This window comes from Streptomyces sp. NPDC002776, from assembly GCF_053592195.1.
Map to the genome: position 1 here is coordinate 238,270 of NZ_JBSFVG010000006.1, position 19,217 is coordinate 257,486.

Consider the following 19,217-nt stretch of genomic DNA (forward strand, 5'->3'; position numbering starts at 1 on the left):
TGTCCCATCACACCGGCCATTGAACCTGACGGTGCGTCAGATTGGAAGGTGTGGGGGATCTGTGGATCCGCCTCCGGGGTGCACGGGGTTAGCGGCCCCGGAACACTGGGCTTCTCCGCTCGGCGAAGCTTGTCACTCCCTCTTGGGCGTCCTGGGTCGTCATGTTGATCTCTTGCGCTGCCGCCTCCGCCGCGAACGCGGCTGCGCGGTCGGTGTCGAGGGAGGCGTTGACGAGTTGTTTCGTCAGGGCGAGGGTGCGGGTGGGGCCGGTCGCGAGGCGTTCCGCCCAGGTGTGGGCCGTGTTCTCCAATTCCGCGTCCGGGACGACCCGGTTGACCAGCCCGAGCCGTTCCGCGTCCGCCGCGGTCAGCGCGTCGCCGAAGAACATCAGCTCCTTCGCCCGCTGGGGTCCGACCAGCCGGGGCAGGAGATAGGCGCCGCCGCCGTCGGGGACGAGGCCCCGGCGGACGAACACCTCGATGAATCGGGCCGATTCCGCGGCGAGCACGAGGTCGCAGGCGAACGCCAGATGCGCGCCGAGCCCCGCCGCCGTGCCGTTCACCGCGGCGATGACCGGCTTCTCGCAGTCCAGGACGGCGGTGGTGAGGCGCTGGGCGCCGAGGCGGAGCATGCGGGCCACGTCGCCGGGGATCCGGTCGCCGGTCGCGGTCGCGCCGCGCAGGTCCGCGCCCGCGCAGAATCCGCGACCGGTTCCGGTGAGCACGACCGCTCCGACCGCAGCGTCCGCCGACGCCTCGGCGAGCAGGTCGATGAGGCGTTCTCGCTGGTCAGGAGTAAGGGCGTTGAGGACCTCGGGGCGGTTGAGGGTGATGCGGCAGACGCCGTTGTCAGTGGCGTGCGGTACCAATGACTCAACGGCATTTCCGGGCACACGGGGGGAATCAGACATGTTCGCGACACACCGCCAGCGCGTCCAGCGCCACCGCGCCCTGCCCCCGCTCCAGCACCATCAGCGGGTTGATGTCCAGCTCCGCCAGCTCGTCCCCCAGCTCCAGCGCCATGCGCTGCACCCGCAGGACGACTTCGACGAGCCCGTCCGTGTCCGCGGGGGGCCGCCCCCGGACCCCGTCGAGCAGGGCCCGCCCGCGCAGTTCATGGAGCATGTCCCGCGCCTGCTCCTCCCCGAAGGGCGGCACGCGTACGGCGGTGTCGCGCAGCACCTCGACCAGCACCCCGCCGAGCCCGACGGTCACGGTGGGCCCGAAGAGCTCGTCATGCGTCAGACCGACGACCATCTCGACGCCCCGCTCGACCATCTGGCAGACCAGGATGCCGTCCAGGGAGACGTCCTCGTAGCGGGCGATGTCCGTCAACTCCCGGTAGGCGTCACGGACTTGACTGGCCGAGGTAAGGCCGACCTTGACCAGGCCGAGCTCGGTCTTGTGGGCGATCCGCGCGCCGGACGCCTTCATCACCACCGGGTAGCCGACGAGGCCGGCCGCCCGTACGGCCGCCGCCGCGCTGGTCACCAGCTGCTCGCGCGGCACGCGAATGCCGTACGCCCGCAGCAGCTGCTTCGCCGCGTGCTCGCTCAGCTGCTGTCCTGGGCGCATCAGCGCCTGGGCCTTGCGGAAGGAGGGGGAGGGGGTGCGCGGGGCGCGGTCGAAGGGGGAGCGGTAGGCCGCGGTGAAGCGGTGGTGGTCGAGGTAGGCGCGGACGGCCGTGATGCAGTTGGCGACCGTGCGGAAGGTGGCCACCCGGGAGGAGCCGAGCAGGACCTCGCGGTAGGCGGGCTCGGTACCGACGGGCGATCCCCACACCACGCACACGAGCTTGTCGGTGTGCTCGGCCGCGTCGACCAGGTCCTTCACCAGCCGGTCGCTCAGCGGCGGGAAGGGCCCGGTGACCGGGCAGATCAGGACCCCCACCTCCGGGTCGTCGAGCAGGGCGTCGATGATCTTCCGGCCGCGCTGGTCGCCGACCGGATGCCCGCCGTTGTCGACGGGGTTGGCCACGCTCAGGTACTCGGGTATCCACTGGTGCAGCTCGGCCTGCTTGGCCTCGGACAGCACCGGCAGCCGCAGCCCGGCCTCGGTCGCCAGGTCCGCGAAGTGCGCGCCCGTGCCGCCCGAGATCGAATAGACGACGACGCCGTCGGCGCGCGGAGGCCGCGCCCGGGCCAGCAGGGTGGCGGTGTCCTGGAGCTCGTCCAGACCGTCGACGCGGATCACCCCGTACTGCCGCATCGCCGCGTCCACCACCGCGTCCGCGCCGGTCAGCTTGCCGGTGTGCGAGGCGGCCGTGCGGGCGCCGGTCTCGGTGCGGCCCACCTTGACCGCGACCACCGGCACCCCCCGCCGGGCCGCCCGGTCGGCGGCCAGGAGGAAGGAGCGGCCGTCCTTCAGGCCCTCCACATAGCAGGCGATGGCTCCCACCTCGGGGCGCTCGGCGAAGTAGGAGAGGAAGTCGGAGGTCTCCAGGTCGGCCTCGTTGCCGGTGGGCGCCCAGTGGGAGAGGCGCACGCCGAGCTGCTGCAGGGCGAAGACGGGCCGCCCCTGGTGCCCGGACTGGGTGATCAGGGCGATGGCGGGACCTTCGAGGTCGGTGCGGAACTCCTCGAAGGCGTTGAGGTTGGTGTTGGGGCCGAGCAGCCGCATTCCGGACCGCGCGACGGCGGCGGCGAGCCGGGCCTGCGCGGCGGCGCCCTCCGCACCGGTCTCGGCGAACCCGGAGGCGAAGACGACCGCGAACTTCACCTTGGCCTCGGCCAGTTCCTCGATCACCGGAAGGGGGTCGGCGACCAGCAGTACGGCGAGATCGACCTGCTCGGGCAGGTCGGCGACGGAAGGAGAGCAGGGGATGCCGAAGACGGAGGGGCGGTTCGGGTGCACCGGGTGGAGCCGGGCGCCGACCCGCTGGGACCAGGCGAGCAGTTGCCGGGTGACACCGGTGTGGGGCCGGCCCTCGGCGTCCGAGGCGCCGATCACGGCGACCGACTCGGGGTGGAAGAAGCGGTCCAGATCGGGGACGTCCGCGTACAGGGGACGGCCGCTGACGTCGAGATCGTCGACCTCGGCCGGCCGGCCGTGGACGGCGGGCCCGGGCTGCTCGCCGCAGGCGATGACCCGGGTCCGTCGGGAGTCGGTGGTGAGGCTGCCGTGGGTTGATCCAAGCATCGGTCCGCCCGCTCCTGTGTGACAGCGATTAACTGACGCAGTGTCAGATTACTGAACTGACACTCCGTCAGGAATGGCTGTGCAGGCAAAGTTGAGCGGAGAAGCTACCTGCGGAACGAGCCTCTCAGGTGACGGGCAGCCGGGACAGGCGGTCTCCGGCCCTCTTCGCCACGGCCTTCGCGATCTTCTCGGCGTCCATGGCCAGTTCCCGCAGCATCCCGCTGATGGGGTTGGTGAAGCCGGTGAAGTACAGGCCGGGGGCGTGGGACGGGGTGCGGGCGCCGTGGACGAGCGGTCTGCCGCGGTCGTCGAGGACGTCGAGATGGCCGACCAGACCCTCCAGGGCGCGGACGTAGCCGGTCGCGGCGATGACGGCGTCCGGTACGAGGAGGGTGCCGTCGGCGAGGGTCACCTTGCCGTCGTCGAAGCGGTCGACGGCGGCCACCACCTCCACCCGGCCCTTGCGGACGGCGTCGATGAGGCCCACGTCCTGCACCGGGACGGCCCCTTCGAGCACCCGGCTGTACAGGCCGGTGTCCGGGCGGGGCAGCCCCTGCGCCGACAGGTCCGGCACGCTCAGCTTCGCCAGCGGGCGGGAGAGCCGGTCCACCAGGCCGACCGGCAGGCGCCGGCACAGGACGCCGGAGTACTGGGCGGCCCAGCCGGCCATGGAGCGGCGCACGATGTGCGGGGCGGTGCGCACCGACAGCCGTACCCGGGAGGCGCCGCCCTCGACCAGGTCGACGGCGATCTCGGCGCCGGTGTTGCCGACCCCGACGACGAGGACGTCACGGCCGGCGTAGGGCCGGGGGTTGCGGTAGGCGGAGGCGTGCAGGATCTCGCCGGTCCAGGTGTCGCGGCCGGGCCAGTCGGGGAGCCGCGGGGTGTGGTTGTAGCCGGTGGCGACGACCACCGCGGCGCCGGTCAGCTCGCGGCCGCCGGTGGCGTGCAGGAGCCAGCCGTCGCCGTCGGGCGCGCGGTCGACGCGGAAGACCTCGACGCCGGTGACGATCTCCAGCTCGTGGTGCTCGGCGTACTTCTCCAGGTACCGCACCACGTCGTCCCGGGAGACCCAGCGCCCGAACCGCCGGGGTATCGGCAGTCCGGGCAGGCCGGAGAGGCGGCGGGTGGTGTGCAGGCTCAGCCGGTCGTAGTGGCCGCGCCAGGAGGCGCCGACGCGGTCGGACTTCTCCAGGACGACGGCGCGGATGCCCCGGGCGCGCAGGGAGTACGCGACGGCGAGCCCGCCGGGACCGCCGCCGATGACGTACACCGGGCGGTCCGCGTCGGTTGGTGAATGCGCTGTGGAGTCGGCCATGAGCGCGAGCGTAATCACGCACCCCGTTGATGGGTCTCGGTCAAGACCGGAATTGGTTGCGGATTGATCACGCCTGTGGGAGAAGTGGGCGGGACCGGTGACGTACGGCGGCCGGCTACCTGCTCTTGTGGCCCGTCACCTTGGCGATCCAGGTGATGAAGTCGCCGGCGTCGGTGTTGGCGCCGTGGCCCTCGTCCCAGTAGTAGAAGTGGTTCACCTCGTCGCCGAGGGCGTTCGCGGCGGCGGCCAGGTTCGCGGAGACCGTCAGGGAGGTGTCCGAGTCCTTGGTGCCGAGCCGTATCCACCAGTGCTTGGAGCGCCGGGAGTTGACCTTCTCCACCAGGTGGTACATCGGGTTCATCAGGTCCAGCTTGGCGGGGATGTCGCTCGCGACCCGCCGGGAGTCCAGGCCCGTGGAGTCGTTCTTCGCGCCGTACGCCGTGAAGTGACGGGCCTGGGTGGTGCCCGCGCCGAACAGGTTGTTCTCGCCCGTGGACAGGTCGAAGCCGTCGAAGGCCGGCACGGTCTTCTTGCGGGCGCCGACATGCGTCAGGAAGTCCGCCCAGGTGAAGGACGCCTTGCCGTTCTTCCAGGTGATGAAGGTGTGCGCGGCGAGGTAGGTCTCGCGCGCGGAGTCGGACAGGGCGGCGAGGTACTTCGTGGCCGACGGCTCCAGGTACTGCTTGACCAGGTACTCGTCGTAGTTGCGGGCGTTCAGGGTGCCGAAGCGGTTCAGCCCGCGCAGCTTCAGGCCCGCCTGGTACTCGGCGAACTGTGCCCGGAGTGCCTTGGACACCGTCTGGTCGACCTGCTTGCCGGTACTGAGGGTGTTGCCGCCCCAGTTCCACTCGTAGGCGCCGTCGGCGTGCTCCAGGTCGGTGATCGGGCACCAGGCGCCGACCGCGAAGACGGCGTCGGAGGCGTCGGCGGCGCCGATCTCCTCGAGGTACTTCGCGTAGAGCGGGCTGTCGCCGGAGGCGCCGAGCAGCGAGGACAGCGCGCCGCCCGCGCTGGTGCCGGCCGAGACGATCCGGTCGACATCGCCCGGTACGCGGCCCTTGTTGGCCTTCAGGTAGCGGACCGCCGCCTTGAGGTCGACGATCGCGGCGGGGGCGGTGCCGTAGTACTCGCCCGCGGAGTTCTTCAGGGTGCGGCCCCGGGCGCCGGGCTCGACGACGACGTAACCGGCGGCGAGGGCGAGCAGCTGGTTGGAGGCGAGGGCGCCGCCGTTGGCGTTGGTGTTCCCGTTGGCGTTGGGCAGGGCGCTGCCGGCCGCCGAGGGGGTGCCGCTGGGGGTGCCTCCGCCGCCACCGCCACCGGACATCCCTCCGCCGCCGATACCGGTCGCGTTCGCGACGGAGGACGGCATGTATCCGCCGATCGAGTTCGCGAGCAGGATGGGGGCGCCGGAGGCGTCGACCGTCTTGCCGTCGATCTTGACGGGGACGCTGACGTTCAGCGACTGGTACGTCTCGTCCACCGGCTTGGCGACATAGGTGATCGCCTTCCAGAAGCGGTACGTCACCTCGTGCTCGGTGCCCTCGGCGTCCGTGACCGTGGTGGTCAGCGTGGTGTAGGCGGCCGGGTCGAAGGCGAGCGCGCCGGAGGAGGACGAGGAGCCGGAGCCCGAGTCCGAGTCCGAGTCCGACGAGGCTTGTGCGCTCAAGGTGATTCCGCCCGCTGCCGCCGCCCCGGCTGCCGCGCCTATGCCCAACACGACGGTCCTGCGCTTGACTGCCCTGTGCTTCACGTTCGGCTCCCTCGGGTCATTGGGCTTGCGTATGCGAAGGTAGCCATAGTGGCGACAAAATTGCCAACAATTCAGCGCTACTCATAGGAGACCCACAGGGGGTCTCCCACCCAAGAGCTATCTGACGTACCGTCAGATCCATGGACACGATCTGGCTCAGCGGCGCGGAATGGCTGGCCGTGCTCCGCATAGGCCTCGGCCTGTGGTGGCTGGAGAGCTGGCGGCACAAGGACAAGAAGACCTGGTTCGAGGGCGGCGGTATCGCCTGGGCGGCGGACGTGGCCGCCAAGCACCGCTGGAACGCCGTACGTTCCGGCTTCGACGTGGTCGTGGCGCCCCGGCCGCGGACGATGGCGTACGTCGTCGCCTACGCCGAACTGGCTCTCGGCCTCGGCCTGATCGTGGGCTTCCTGACCCCCGTCGCCCTGGTCGCGGGGCTGCTGCTGAACGTCGTCTACTTCGCGCTGATGATCCACGACTGGGCCGAGCAGGGCCAGAACTCGATGATGGCGTTGATCTCCCTGGTGGCCCTGTTCGGCATGTCCTGGCAGACCTGGTCCCTGGACAGCGCGCTGGGGCTCTTCTGATGGCGGCCCGGGTGCGCCACGACCTCCCCGAACCCGACGCCTTCACCCGCCCCTACTGGGACGCGGCGGCGCGGGGACGCCTGCTCCTGCGCCGCTGCCGGGCCTGCCGGAGGGCCCACCACTACCCGCGCGAGTTCTGCCCGTACTGCTGGAGCGAGGACGTGGTCTGGGAGACCGCGAGCGGCCGGGCCGCGCTCTACACCTGGTCGGTCGTCCACCGCAACGACCTCCCGCCCTTCGGGGAGCGCACCCCCTACGTCGCCGCCGTCGTCGACCTGGCCGAGGGTCCCCGGATGATGACGGAGATCGTGGAGTGGACGGGGGCGGCGGGGCAGGCGCCGCTGCGGGCCGGGATGGAGCTGGAGGCGGGATTCCGGGACGGGATGCCGGTGTTCCGCCCATGCCCGCCGGCACCGTCCTGACCCGTGTGTCGCCCGCGCTCACCGGCACCGCCCGACTCGTGTCCCGCGCGCTCGCCCGCACCGCCCGATCCGTGTCCCGCACCGCCGGCACCGCCCTGGCCGTGTGTTGCCAGCGCTCGCCCGCACCGCCCGATCCGTGTCCCGCGCTCACCGGCACCGCCCTGGCCCGTGTGTCGCCCGCGCTCGCCCGCACCGCCCGATCCGTGTCCCACCCGCGCCCGCCCGCCCGCCCCGTCCGGACCCGTGTTCCGCCCCGCGCCCGCCCACCCGCACAGCCCGACCCGTGTCCCGCCCACACCCACCCGCACCGCCCACCTATCCCGTCCACGCCCACACACAACCCCCCCCACCCGCACCACCCGCCCCCCCCCACCCCATGCGCGCGAATGAGCAACCCGTTTCAATGGCCTCATGGCCCTCGACGAGCAGCGCTACAAGGGACCGCGTCTCCCCGATCTGCGCACCCCGGACCTGTGGCTGCGTCCCTGGAACCCGGCGTCGCGGGCCGATGTCGAGGCGTGGCTGCGGGGCCGTACCGACCCCGAGTTCCGGCGCTGGAACACCCCCCTGCGGTTCACCACGGACGTGGACACCGCGCGCGAGCAGCTCCGGGCGTCGGCGCGGACCGCGGCGGAGGGCGGGGCGGCGCCGTACTGCATCGCCGACCCGGTGACCGGACGGCCGCTCGGGCACATCGGCGTCAACGTCATCAACCGCGTGATGAACACGGCGCGCGTCGGCTACTGGGTCCTGCCCGAGGAGCGCGGCCGGGGAATCGCGACCCGCGCCCTCGCCCTGGCGGCCCGCTGGGCGCTCACCGATCTGGGCCTGCACCGGATCGAACTCGATCACGCGGTGGGCCACGATTCCTCCTGCCACATCGCCGAGCGCTGCGGGTTCCGGTACGAGGGAACCCTGCGCGGCGCCATGTGGGAGGCGGGACGGCACGACGCCTACCGGGACGCGCACCTGCACGCGCGGCTCGCGGAGGATCCGGAGCCGGACGCGTCATGAAGACGCGTCATGAAGACGGGACTCTAGCGTCGATGTGACGGCCGTGTGTTCACCCTGACAAAGCATGGCCAAGTCCCGGACAGAGGCGGGATCATGAGACATGCGCTCGGACGACTGGTACGTCACCGAAGACCTCGACCGCTTTCTGGGCCACGCGGGTGGCTTCCTGCGGTCGCGCCCCGATCTGCACACCGTCGCCCTGACGGTGACGGAGTCACTGCGCACGCGCGGCCTGCGCGCGTACGGCGGTGACGAGCCGCCCGTGTTCGGGGTGATGGAACGGGACGGTCAGGTGCGCGGAGCCTACTTCCGCACCCCGCCCTACCGGCTCAACGTCACCCCGCTCACCGCCGACGAGACCGACGCCCTCGCCGCCCATCTGGTCGCCGTCGGCCACTCGGTGCCGGGCATCATCGGCACCCGCGAGACGGCCGCCGGTTTCATCCGCTCCTGGCAGCGGCACACCGGCGCGACCTCGGCCCTGCGCCAGCGCCAGCGGCTGTACCGGCTGGGCATGCTGATGATGCCGCAGCCGGTCCCGCCGGGCGCGGCGCGGGTGGCGGGCGAGAAGGACCGGGACCTGCTCATCCGCTGGTACGGCGAGTTCACCGAGAGCGTCGGTGAGCACGCGGCCGGGGAGGTCGAGGCGTGGGCCGACCACCGCATCGCCTACGGCGGCGTCACCCTCTGGGAGGACGCCGACGGCACCCCCGTCTCCATGTGCGGGGTGACCCCGATGGTCGCGGGCCAGGTCCGGATCGCTCCCGTCTACACCCCGCCCCACCTGCGCGGACGCGGATACGCCGGTGCGGTGACGGTCGAGGTCAGCCGCGCCGCCGTGCGCGCCGGAGCGGAAGAGGTCCTCCTGTTCACCGACCTCACCAGCACCACCACCAACGTCCTCTACCAGCGGCTCGGCTACCGCGCGGTGGCCGACTTCGAGGTGCACGACTTCTCGGGCGGCGCGGGCACCCAGGCCCCCTCGGCCTAGCCCCCTGGCCCTAGCCCTCTCGGTCTAGGGCCAGAGCAGTTCGCGGGCCCAACCGGATTCCGTACGGCGGTAGTTCAGCCGTACGTGCCGGCGTTGCCGCTCGCCCTGGAAGAACTCCACTTCCTCCGGGTGCAGGCGGTAGAGGGTCCAGGTCGGGACGGGGGCGTCCGGTTCCTGCTGGGCCCGCGCCCAGGACTCGGCCGAGACGCGCGCCAACTCGTCCAGCGAGCCCAGCACTTCGCTCTGCCGACCGGTGAGGGCCGCCGCCAGCGCCCCCGTCGACCGGGCGTGCAGATCGGCCTGGCTGTCGGACGAGGCGGCCGCCGTCACCGGCCCCCGTACGCGCACCTGCCGCCCCAGCACCGGCCAGTAGAAGCCCAGCGCGGCGAAGGGCCGTGCCGCGAGCTGCCGTCCCTTCCGGCTGCCGGCGTGCGTCGCGAAGGACCAGCCGTCCGCGTCCGCCCCGTGCAGCATCACGGTCCGTACGTCCGGCCTGCCCTCCTCGTCCGACGTCGCCAGCGACATGGTGTGCGGCTCGGTCTGCCCCGCCGCCACCGCGTCCGCGAACCAGCTCGCGAACAGCGGCAGCGGCCCGTCCGGCGCCGACTCCGGGTCGAAGGGCGGCAACTCGGTCACCTCCGGGTCCCACACCCGCAGTGACCTCAGCAGCTCATGAAGATCCATGCACCGATTGTCAGATGTTTCCCAGGTCCGAGGAGACCCAACGCTCGGGCCGCATCCGGACGATCACCTGCTCGCCGTGGTTCTTCCAGGCGAAGTCGACATACCCGTCGACCTTGTCCGGCGGCAGATACCGCGCCGAGATCTCGCGCAGGTCGTCGATCGTCGCGGGCACCGTCTCCACGACCGGGCCCTCCACCGACACGTACCGGATCGTCGGCTCCAGCCGGTCCACCATCAGCGAGTACCGGCCCGCCGCGCTGATCAGCTGGTTCTTCCGCGAGTCCAGCCCGGTCATGATCCAGACGTGCCCGTCGTCCTCGACCTGGTACCAGATCGGCACGGTCAGCGGGCCGCGCCCCTCTCCCGCGTGCACCGCGAGGGCGGCGACATGGGGCTCGGCGAGGAATTGCTCGCGCTCTTCGCGGGTCAGGGCCATCTTCGGTCTCCTCCTGCGCATCGACGAGTCGTCCTGTGCTGTGGTGCACAACGAAGCCCGGCGGGTACCTGTTCCCCACCGGCCGGCGTCGCCTGCCGTTGACCCGTACGTCACCGAGCGTCCCTACCGTGCCCGCCATGAGAAGAACCACGACCCGTTCCAGACGATCGAGGACGTCGTCCTGCTCGACGACCGCACCCTCGCCGTGCTGAACGACAACAACTTCCCCTTCTCCTCCGGCCGTACGGCCGGCCAGGCGGACGACAACGAGTTCATCACCGTCCGCCTGGCCGAGCGCCTGCACGCCGACCCGCGCGCCCTGTTCTAGTCCCGCCCCAGCACCACCGTTCCCGACGAGCAGAACCACCCGCCCGTCCCGGACGCCACAGCGAGGCGCGGCAACCCCCCGTCGGCGGCGTGCACTTGCCGTGCCTCGCACTCCCCGCGGAGTTGCCGCACCGCCTCCACCAGCAGGAACAGCCCTCGCATCCCGGGATGCTGGGCGGACAGCCCGCCCCCGTCCGTGTTCACCGGCAGCTCCCGCGCCTGCACGAACGCTCCGCCCTCCCCCTTCGCGCAGAACCCCAGATCCTCCAGCGTCACCAGCGTCATGTAGGTGAACGCGTCGTAGATCTGCGCCACATCGATCTCGGCGGGCCGTACCCCCGCCCGCCGGAACGCCAGCCGCCCGCTCACCGCCGCCGGTGACACCGTGAAGTCCTCCCACTCGGACATCGCCGCGTGCGAGACGCATTCGCCGCTCCCCAGCACCCACACCGGCGCCGTGCGGCAGTCCCGTACGTACTCCTCGGCCGCCAGCAGCACCGCCGCCCCGCCGTCGGACCGCAGGCAGCAGTGCAGCTTGGTGAAGGGGTCCGCGATCATCGGTCCCGACAGGACGTCGTCGACCGTGATCGGGTCCCGGAACATCGCCTGCGGATTCAGCGCCGCGTGCTGCCGGGCCTGCACCGCCACCTCGGCCAACTGCTCGATCGTCGTACCGAATTCGATCATGTGGCGGCGTGCGGCCATCGCGTACTTGGCGACGAGGGTGTGGCCGTACGGCGCCTCGAACTGGAGCGGGCCCCGGGCGCCGAAGGACAGGTCGCCGGTCCTGCGGCCCGCCCGGATGTCCGCGCGGGCGGTGGAGCCGTAGACCAGCAGGGCCGCGTTCGCGTGCCCCGCGGCTATCGCGTCCGCCGCGTGCGCCGCCATGACCTCCCAGGTCGAGCCGCCCACCGAGGTGGAGTCGACCCAGGTGGGGCGCAGGCCCAGGTACTCGGCCACCTCGACCGGCGCGAGGACGCCGGTTCCGGCGGACGCGAGGCCGTCGACCAGGGCGCGGTCGAGGCCGGCGTCCGCGAGCGCCCGGCGGGCCGCCTGGGCGTGCAGGGTGTAGGGCGTCGCGTCGTCCAGCCGGCCGCAGTCGGAGAGGGCGACCCCGACCACGGCGACTTTCCGCTTCCCGGCAGTCATGACAGGGCTCTCCCTCTGGGCATCTCGATCCGGCCCTCCTAATATGACGGACCGTCAGATCTGGAGGGAAGGGGCAGCGATGGACGCCGGTTTCACCGCCGAACAGGACGAGATCCGCCGCACGCTCCGCGAGTTGCTCCGCAAGCGGTGCGGTCGGGAGGAACTGCGGGCCGCCGTCGACACCCCGGCGGGCCACGACCCCGCCCTGTGGACCGCCCTCGCCGGCCGGCTCGGCCTGCCGGGACTCGCCCTCCCCGAGCGCTACGGCGGAGTCGGTTGCACGCCGGCCGAGCTGGCCCTGGCCATGGAGGAGACGGGCCGCCTGCTCGCCCCCTCGCCCCTGCTCGCCACCGCGGTGCTCGCCGCCCCGCTGATCCTCGCCCTCGGCACCGACGACCAGCGCGCCGACCTGCTGCCCCGGATCGCCGCCGGATCCCTCACCGCCGCCCTGGCGGCCCCCGTCGCCGGACTCGCGCTCACCTGCGACAACGACGGCGACTGGGCCGGAGGCGGGCGAGCGGGGGGTGTACAGGCCCGGCCTGCACCCGCCGCCCTGGCCGCCCCGGGCGCCGCCTTCGCGCGCGACGGTGACGACAGCGGGGACTCGGCCGGCGGCGGGCAGGCCTGCGGTGTGCGGGCCCGAGCGACGGCCGGTGACGGCTGGCGACTGTACGGGGAGATCTCACACGTCCTCGACGGCCACAGCGCCGGGCTCCTCGTCGTCGCCGCCCGCACCGGCGGCTTCGCCCGCTCCCGCACCGACCTCTTCCTGGTCCGCGGGGACGCCGACGGGCTCGTCCGGACCCGGCAGACCGCCCTGGACGCCACCCGGCCGCACGCCCGGCTCCAACTCCGGGACGTGGAGGCGCGGTTGCTGGGCGAGGGGGGCGCCGACACGCTCGCCGCCCTGGCCCGCCTCGGCGACACCGCCGCCGCCGCTCTCGCCTGCGAGGCGGTCGGTGCCGCGGACCGGGTCCTGGAACTGACCGTCGAGCATGTGAAGCACCGGGAGCAGTTCGGCCGCCCGATCGGCTCCTTCCAGGCCGTCAAACACCGCCTGGCCGATGTGTACGTCCAGGTCCAGGCGGCCAGATCAGCTGCCTACTACGCCGCCTGGACCTCCGGCCTGAGGCCACCTCCCGAAGCCCTGGCCGCCGCCCGGGTGGCCGGTGGCGGGCCCGCGTCCGCCGATGGGGGAGCCGTCGCCGGGCCCACCACCGGCCTCCGCGCCTCCGCCGACGGGTCCGGGCTCCGTGCCCCCGTCAACGGACCCGGGCTCCGGGCCTCCGCCGACGGGCCCAGCCTCCACGCCCCCACCCCCTCCTTCGCCCCCCATGACCCCGTAGGCGCGCTCGCCCTGGCCCAGGCGCTGGAGGCCTTGCGGGGTGCCGCGGGGGAGGCTGTCCAGTTGCACGGAGGCGTTGGTTTCACCTGGGAGCATGACGTTCACCTGTACTTCAAGCGCGCCGCGGGCGACGAGCTGCTGTTCGGGCCGGTGCACCGGCTGCGGGCGCACGCGGCCCGGGCGGCGCGGCTCTTCGGGAAGCGGGAGGTGCGGGTGTGATCGGCGTCCGGTTGGTGCAGAAGGTGTCCTCCACGCGCGGCTTCGCCCGGGTCGCCCCGCATGTGGTCCCGGCGCTGGACCGTGCCGTGCACCGGCTCACCCGGGGCCGGGTGCTGCTCAGCGCCCGGCTGCTGCCCGGGGTGATCCTGACCTCCACCGGCGCCCGCAGCGGACTGCCCCGCCGGACCCCGCTCGCCTGCATGCCGGAGCCGGAGAAGGGGACCTGGATCCTCGTCGGCTCCAACTTCGGCCGGACCGGCCATCCCGCCTGGACCGCCAACCTGCTCGCCCGTCCCGACGCCGAGATCAACTGGAAGGGCGCCGACATCCCCGTGACCGCGCGGCTGCTCCAGGGCGAGGAGCGGGCGGCCGCCTGGCAGGCGGTGCTGGCCTTCTGGCCGCCCTACGCCACGTATCAGGCACGGGTGGAGCGGGAGATCCGGCTCTTCAGACTCGTACCGAAAGACTCATAGCCCCAGGGAGACTCATAGCCCCAGGGAGACTCATAGCTCCAGGGACTCACAGGGTGTGCTGGACCAGCAGGAACGCGCCGATCCCCAGCATCGCCGCCCCGGACGTCCGGGTGACCGCCCGGGCCGCCGCCGGGCGGGCGCCGAGCAGCGCGCGGGCGCCGAGGCCGACCGCGAGGTAGACGGCGGCGCAGCACACCATGTGGAGCAGCCCGAGCGCGGCGGTCTGCGCGGGCACCGGCACCCGGCTGCCGTTTGTGACGAGGAACTGCGGCAGCACCGACAGGTACAGCAGCAGCCCCTTCGGGTTCAGCCCGCTGATCATCGCCCCGCGCAGGAACACCCGGTCCCCGGTCCCGGCCGCCGCCCCGGGCACCCCCGGCCGGCGCAACACGCTCCACCCCAGCCACACCAGATACGCCGACCCGGCCACCGTCAGCCCGGTCAGCAGCGCGGGCGAACCCGCGACCAGGACGGCGAGCCCGGCGGCCGCCAGCACGGTGTGCAGGGCGTACCCGCTCACCAGACCTCCCACGGCCCGCGTCACCGAGCCGCCGCGCAGCCCCGCCGAGATCGCGTACGCCCAGTCGGCGCCCGGCACACAGACCAGCAGCAGGTCGAGCGCGAGGAAGGAGAGGAGGGTTCCGGAGTCCATGCTGGGGAGATTAGGCGGAAATGGCCCGAAAGTGTTGTCGAAGTTTGCTCGATACCTCGGGGTATGAGGGAAGATTTGCCCCATGGACGACGTGGACCGGAAAATTCTTGCCGAGCTTCAGCAGGACGGACGGCTGACCGTGACCGAGCTGGCCGGGCGGGTGCGGCTGAGCGTCTCGCCCTGCCACCGGCGGCTGCGCGAGCTGGAGCGGTCGGGGGCGATCAGCGGCTACCGGGCCGTCGTGGAGCCGACGGCCGTGGGGCTCACCTTCGAGGCGCTGGTCTTCGTCTCGATGCGGCAGGAGGACCGGGACACCGTCGCCGGGTTCGAGCGGGCCATCGGGGAGATCGAGCACGTCCTGGACGCCCAGCGGCTGTTCGGGGAGCCGGACTACCTGCTCCGAGTGGCCACCGCCGACCTCGCCGCCTTCCAGCGGCTGTACGACGAGCGCCTCGCCACCCTGCCCGGGGTGCAGCGGCTGACCTCGACGCTGGTGATGAAGCACGTCGTCCGCGACCGGCCGCTGCCCGCATAGCACGGCAGGCGGCGGTTCACCCGGTGCCCACCGGGATGAACTGCCGCCTGCCAGACAGGACGTGGGGCCTACAGAGACCTGAAAGGGTTCCGGGGCCGCTACTTGGACGGCTTCTTGCCGGTCACGCCCAGGTGCACCAACAGGGCCAGATTGGGCCTGAGTTCGGCCTGCTTGACGCCCCAGGTCTGGAAGCCCTTCTGGTGCGAGGCCACCGCCGCGAGCATCGCGACGAGCGAACCCGCCACCGCGGCCGGGTTGACGTCCTTGTCGACCTTGCCCTTGGCCTGCAGCTCCGCGACCGCGTCCGCGAGGGAGTTGTTCACCGAGTTGAGGATCTTCATCCGGATCTTGTAGAAGCGCTTGTCTCCCTCGGCGGCGCCGAGGTCCACCACGCGCAGGATCGCGTCGTTCTTCCGCCAGAATTCCAGGAATCCGTCGACGAGTTCCTGCGCGGTCTGCCAGCCGGACTTGCCGACCCACGACCGCCCCGCGAGCAGCTCGGTCAACCCGGCGCCCTCCGCGGCCATTTGCTCGGCGACCTCCAGGACGGCGCCCTCGACGTCCGGGAAGTACTGGTAGAAGGTGGCGGGCGAAGTGCCCGCCTTCCGGGCGACATCGATGACTTTGACGTCCCGGTAGGGAGAGGAGCTGAGCATCTCGCTGAGGCAGTCGAGCAGCTTCTGCCGGGTCGCCTGCCCACGCCGGCCGGCCACGCGGCCGTCGACGGTACGCACTTGTCCTGTCATGTCGTCAGCTTACCGAGGGGTGATCGGAGCGCGATTCGGCCGACTGCAAATGGGGTGCCCGGCCGCGGGGAGGCTGGTGTGCCTGGTCTGCGGCGTGCACAAGGGGCCGTTACTTTGGCGACATGGCCGAAAACAGGGCATCCGGGTATGTCGAGGGCGTCCCCTGCTGGGTGGACGCCCAGCTCCCCGACGTCGAGGCGGGCAAGCGGTTCTACGGTGAGCTCTTCGGATGGAGCTTCGACGAGCGGGGATATGCGCTCAAGGACGGGGAGCCGGTCGCGGCCCTCGTCCCCAAGACGGACGGACGGATGCCGACCGTCTGGACGGTCCACTTCGCCACCCCCGACGCCCGGGCGCTGGTCCGGCGGATCCGGGAGGCGGGCGGCCAGATCGTCACCGCGCCCGTCGAGGCCGGTGCCGGGGACGGGGTGACCGCCCTGGTCACCGACCCGGAGGGCGCCGTCTTCGGCCTCTGGCAGGCGGGCAGCCACCCCGGCTTCGGGCGCCGCCGTGAACCCGGCACTTTCGCCTGGGCCGAGCTGTACGCCCGGGACACCGAGGCCGCCAACGACTTCTACGGCGACCTCTTCCACGAGGCACTGTTCGGCCCCGGTGCCGAGCCGGACTTCGGCCGCGCCCCGGTCTCCGACGTCTTCCCCGCCGAGATGCCGCCCCACTTCCTCGTCCACTTCGCCGTACGGGACTGCGCGGAGGCCGTGGAAGCCGTGCGGCGACTGGGCGGACGGGTCCAGGCTCCACCCTTTGAGACGTCGTACGGCACGGTGGCCGTCGTCACCGACAATCAGGGGGCGTCGTTCGCGCTGCTCGAGCGCTCGAACTGAGGTTTTTGTCCGAAGACACCCCGATCTGCCCCCGGGTTCGCAACCGTGCCCGCGTACAGGAAGAATCGGGGTGCGTGCCGCCATGGCGGTGCGGTGGTGAGACGCTGCACGGGGCCGCGTACATACGTGGGTGACGCGGCCCGTACGGGGAGGTGGCAGGCAAGTGGTGGATCAGCTGACACAGCACGATCCGCGGCGTATCGGGCCGTTCGAGGTGCTGGGACGGCTGGGGGCCGGCGGCATGGGGCTGGTCTATCTCGCGCGCTCGGCGTCCGGTCGGCGGGTGGCGATCAAGACGGTCCGCACGGAGCTCGCCGAGGACCAGCTCTTCCGCGTCCGCTTCACGCGCGAGGTCGAGGCGGCCCGGGCCGTCTCCGGCTTCTACACCGCGGCCGTGGTCGACGCCGACCCGCGCGCCGCCGTGCCGTGGCTGGCCACCGCGTACGTCCCCGCGCCCTCCCTCGAGGAGATAGTGAACGAGTGCGGGCCCCTGCCGGCCCAGGCGGTGCGCTGGCTGGCGGCGGGCGTGGCGGAGGCGCTGCAGTCGATCCACGGCGCCGGCCTGGTCCACCGCGACCTCAAGCCCTCCAACGTCCTCGTCGTCGAGGACGGCCCCCGGGTGATCGACTTCGGGATCGCCTCCGGTGTCTCGAACACCCGTTTGACGATGACGAACGTCGCCGTGGGCACCCCCGCCTACATGTCCCCCGAGCAGGCGAAGGACTCCCGCAGCGTCACGGGCGCGAGCGATGTCTTCTCGCTGGGCTCGATGCTGGTCTTCGCGGCCACGGGCCATCCGCCCTTCCACGGCGCCAACCCGGTGGAGACGGTCTTCATGCTGCTCCGGGAGGGCCCGGACCTCGAAGGCCTCCCGGACGAACTGCGCCCGCTCATCGAGTCCTGCATGCAGATGGAGGCGACCGCCCGCCCCAACCCGGCCGACCTCCAGGCCCAGCTCGCACCCCACCTCTTCGGCTCCGGCTCGGACGACAGCGGTACGGCGTCGGCGTGGCTGCCCGAGCGGGCGGTGAGCCTGATCGAGGCCCGCCGCAACGGCCGCCCGCCGGCCAAGCCCGGCCCCGCCGCCTCGGGCCGCAGCGCCGGCCGCGCGGTGCCGCCCCCGCCCCCGCACGCGCCCCCCGTCCCGGCCGGTGCCCCCGACACCGGCCCGGTGCGCCTGGCGGGCGCCCAGGTCCCGATCGGACCGGGACCGCGCGTCGCCGACGCCCGCGCCGCCGCCGTGAAGGCACCGCCGCCGGAGGCCGGCCTGGTCGCCTCCTGGTCCAAGCCGCGCCCCGGGGTCAACGGCACCGACGCGGCCGTGGGCCCGGCCGTGCCTCCCGCGCCGGCCGCGCCCCCGGAGACGGCGAGCGGCTGGCGCCCCTGGCGGTTCCGCATGTCCAACGACGTGTGGGGCACGCCCGCGGTCTCCGGCGACCTGGTCTACGTCACCTCCTTCGAGGTGCACGCGCTGGACGTCGGCACCGGCCGCCGCCGCTTCAAGACGAGGGACGTCGCCTGGTCGATGGCGGTCGCGGACGGCCGTATCCACGCCTCCGACGGGCCCACCCTCTTCGCCCTGGACTGCCGGGAGGGCGGTGACCTGTGGCGGCTGCCGACGGACGCCTGGGTCTACTCCCTGAAGGCCGAACGCGGCACCGTCGTCACCGGCACCCGCGGGGGCGGGGTGCAGGGCTGGGAGGCGTCCACCGGACAGAAGCTGTGGGAGCTGACCGGCGCCCAGACCGACTTCGAGTCCCCCGAGGCGGGCCCCGCCCTGCACGAGGGCACGGTCTACGTCTGGCAGGACGCCCGGCTGCGCGCCCTGGACGCCCGTACGGGTGACGAGCGCTGGTCGTACCCCATCGGCGACGCGGCGTCCTGCGGCGGTGTCCCGGTCCGGGTCTCGCAGGCGGTGGACGGCTATGTCTACGTCTCCGCGGGCACCCGGGTCCTGGCGCTCGACGTCACCTCGGGGCAGGTCCGCTGGCACTTCGAGGCACCGGCGGTCTTCCTCTGCCCGCCGGCCTTCGTGCCCGGCCCGGCGGTGACCGGCGGCGGCGTGTACCTCGCCGACTACCTCGGCACGGTGTACGCCCTGGACGCGACCGACGGCCGCGACCGCTGGCGGATCGCGACCGAGTCCAGATCCTCCATCGAGCCGGTACTGGTGGCCGCGGGCCATGTGCACGTGGGCAGCGGCAAGGGGCTGTACACGCTGGACGCGGTCACCGGAACGCCGAAGTGGCGCTTCCAGGCGGGCGGGGAGATCGTGGGGGCGCCGTCGGTGGCCGAGGGCCGTATCCACTTCGGCTCCACCGACCATCTGCTCTACACCCTCAAGGCCGACGACGGCCGGCTGCGCTGGAAGCTGGCGACCGGTGGCGAGATCACCGGCTCGCCCCTGGTGCGGGACGGGGTGGTGTACGCGTGCAGCAAGGACCGGTGCGTGTACGCGCTGGACGCGGAGAAGGGCACGGGCACCGCACGTACGGCGTGAGGCGGGGGACGGCCGTCGTACCGGCGCACGGAAGGGAGTCCGGACGGCGGCCGCCGCTGCCGGGAGCGGCCGGGACGCCGCCCTCCACCC

General features: G+C 72.5%; 19 protein-coding genes. 10 read left to right on the forward strand and 9 right to left on the reverse strand.

All coding sequences use genetic code 11. From position 1 onward, the window contains the following. Positions 1 to 88 precede the first annotated feature (88 nt). From ACWD11_RS15280 to ACWD11_RS15295, 4 genes are all read right to left on the reverse strand, one after another. A complete protein-coding gene (locus ACWD11_RS15280; RefSeq protein WP_451283373.1) occupies positions 89 to 910 on the reverse strand; it encodes an enoyl-CoA hydratase/isomerase family protein in 822 nt (273 codons plus the stop codon). Beyond that, a complete protein-coding gene (locus ACWD11_RS15285) occupies positions 903 to 3,137 on the reverse strand; it encodes an acetate--CoA ligase family protein (protein WP_451283375.1) in 2,235 nt (744 codons plus the stop codon). The genes ACWD11_RS15280 and ACWD11_RS15285 overlap by 8 nt, the downstream gene beginning before the upstream one ends. A 124-nt stretch (positions 3,138 to 3,261) precedes the next feature. Then, entirely contained in the window at positions 3,262 to 4,455 is a 1,194-nt protein-coding gene (locus tag ACWD11_RS15290) for a flavin-containing monooxygenase (protein WP_451283377.1), read from the reverse strand. Between the two features lie 115 nt (positions 4,456 to 4,570). Next, complete coding sequence (locus tag ACWD11_RS15295) at positions 4,571 to 6,205, reverse strand: subtype B tannase (protein WP_451283379.1); 1,635 nt, start codon at positions 6,203 to 6,205, stop codon at positions 4,571 to 4,573. 140 nt (positions 6,206 to 6,345) lie between these two features. Between ACWD11_RS15295 and ACWD11_RS15300 the strand changes: the two genes are divergently transcribed. The 4 genes from ACWD11_RS15300 to ACWD11_RS15315 all read left to right on the forward strand — a co-directional run bounded on the left by ACWD11_RS15300 (position 6,346) and on the right by ACWD11_RS15315 (position 9,219). Continuing rightward, positions 6,346 to 6,792 (forward strand): DoxX family membrane protein, encoded by a 447-nt coding sequence (locus ACWD11_RS15300; RefSeq protein WP_389418190.1) that lies wholly within the window; start codon positions 6,346 to 6,348, stop codon positions 6,790 to 6,792. Then, on the forward strand, positions 6,792 to 7,214 hold the full coding sequence (locus ACWD11_RS15305) for a Zn-ribbon domain-containing OB-fold protein (RefSeq protein ID WP_451283381.1): 423 nt from the start codon (positions 6,792 to 6,794) through the stop codon (positions 7,212 to 7,214). Before ACWD11_RS15300 ends, ACWD11_RS15305 begins: the two co-directional genes overlap by 1 nt. Positions 7,215 to 7,625: 411 nt before the next feature. Next, positions 7,626 to 8,228: a GNAT family N-acetyltransferase gene (locus ACWD11_RS15310; RefSeq protein ID WP_451283383.1), complete on the forward strand. Its 603-nt coding sequence runs from the start codon at positions 7,626 to 7,628 to the stop codon at positions 8,226 to 8,228. Positions 8,229 to 8,328: 100 nt separating this feature from the next. Continuing rightward, on the forward strand, positions 8,329 to 9,219 hold the full coding sequence (locus ACWD11_RS15315; RefSeq protein ID WP_451283385.1) for a GNAT family N-acetyltransferase: 891 nt from the start codon (positions 8,329 to 8,331) through the stop codon (positions 9,217 to 9,219). Positions 9,220 to 9,243: 24 nt separating this feature from the next. Here the strand turns inward: ACWD11_RS15315 and ACWD11_RS15320 are convergent, their stop codons facing one another. Both ACWD11_RS15320 and ACWD11_RS15325 read right to left on the reverse strand, forming a co-directional pair. Beyond that, positions 9,244 to 9,903 (reverse strand): pyridoxine/pyridoxamine 5'-phosphate oxidase, encoded by a 660-nt coding sequence (locus tag ACWD11_RS15320; RefSeq protein WP_389418194.1) that lies wholly within the window; start codon positions 9,901 to 9,903, stop codon positions 9,244 to 9,246. 10 nt (positions 9,904 to 9,913) lie between these two features. After that, entirely contained in the window at positions 9,914 to 10,339 is a 426-nt protein-coding gene (locus ACWD11_RS15325; RefSeq protein WP_389418195.1) for a pyridoxamine 5'-phosphate oxidase family protein, read from the reverse strand. 43 nt (positions 10,340 to 10,382) lie between these two features. Between ACWD11_RS15325 and ACWD11_RS15330 the strand changes: the two genes are divergently transcribed. Then, positions 10,383 to 10,667, forward strand: coding sequence for a hypothetical protein (locus tag ACWD11_RS15330; RefSeq protein WP_451283388.1), 285 nt, complete (start codon positions 10,383 to 10,385; stop codon positions 10,665 to 10,667). On the opposite strand, the gene ACWD11_RS15335 is transcribed toward ACWD11_RS15330, so the two are convergent. Continuing rightward, positions 10,664 to 11,815, reverse strand: a complete 1,152-nt coding sequence (locus ACWD11_RS15335; RefSeq protein WP_389418197.1) for a thiolase C-terminal domain-containing protein — start codon at positions 11,813 to 11,815, stop codon at positions 10,664 to 10,666. The genes ACWD11_RS15330 and ACWD11_RS15335 overlap by 4 nt on opposite strands. 79 nt (positions 11,816 to 11,894) lie before the next feature. On the opposite strand from ACWD11_RS15335, the gene ACWD11_RS15340 reads away from it, so the two are divergent. After that, positions 11,895 to 13,379 carry an acyl-CoA dehydrogenase family protein gene (locus ACWD11_RS15340; protein WP_451283390.1) on the forward strand — a complete coding sequence of 495 codons (1,485 nt, stop codon included), beginning with the start codon at positions 11,895 to 11,897 and terminating at the stop codon, positions 13,377 to 13,379. Further along, positions 13,376 to 13,852, forward strand: a complete 477-nt coding sequence (locus tag ACWD11_RS15345; protein WP_451283392.1) for a nitroreductase family deazaflavin-dependent oxidoreductase — start codon at positions 13,376 to 13,378, stop codon at positions 13,850 to 13,852. The genes ACWD11_RS15340 and ACWD11_RS15345 overlap by 4 nt, the downstream gene beginning before the upstream one ends. A 46-nt stretch (positions 13,853 to 13,898) precedes the next feature. Here ACWD11_RS15345 and ACWD11_RS15350 read toward each other — a convergent pair whose 3' ends face one another. Then, complete coding sequence (locus ACWD11_RS15350) at positions 13,899 to 14,504, reverse strand: LysE family translocator (RefSeq protein ID WP_451283394.1); 606 nt, start codon at positions 14,502 to 14,504, stop codon at positions 13,899 to 13,901. An 82-nt stretch (positions 14,505 to 14,586) separates the two neighbouring features. Here ACWD11_RS15350 and ACWD11_RS15355 point away from each other — a divergent pair, with 82 nt between their 5' ends. Beyond that, a complete protein-coding gene (locus ACWD11_RS15355; protein WP_250071985.1) occupies positions 14,587 to 15,039 on the forward strand; it encodes an Lrp/AsnC family transcriptional regulator in 453 nt (150 codons plus the stop codon). Positions 15,040 to 15,137: 98 nt separating this feature from the next. On the opposite strand, the gene ACWD11_RS15360 is transcribed toward ACWD11_RS15355, so the two are convergent. Next, positions 15,138 to 15,773, reverse strand: coding sequence for a TetR family transcriptional regulator (locus tag ACWD11_RS15360; protein WP_451283535.1), 636 nt, complete (start codon positions 15,771 to 15,773; stop codon positions 15,138 to 15,140). A 134-nt stretch (positions 15,774 to 15,907) separates the two neighbouring features. Here ACWD11_RS15360 and ACWD11_RS15365 point away from each other — a divergent pair, with 134 nt between their 5' ends. Both ACWD11_RS15365 and ACWD11_RS15370 read left to right on the forward strand, forming a co-directional pair. Continuing rightward, positions 15,908 to 16,627: a VOC family protein gene (locus tag ACWD11_RS15365; protein ID WP_389418201.1), complete on the forward strand. Its 720-nt coding sequence runs from the start codon at positions 15,908 to 15,910 to the stop codon at positions 16,625 to 16,627. Between the two features lie 163 nt (positions 16,628 to 16,790). Continuing rightward, a complete protein-coding gene (locus ACWD11_RS15370; RefSeq protein WP_389418202.1) occupies positions 16,791 to 19,127 on the forward strand; it encodes an outer membrane protein assembly factor BamB family protein in 2,337 nt (778 codons plus the stop codon). The last annotated feature ends 90 nt before the right edge of the window (positions 19,128 to 19,217 follow it).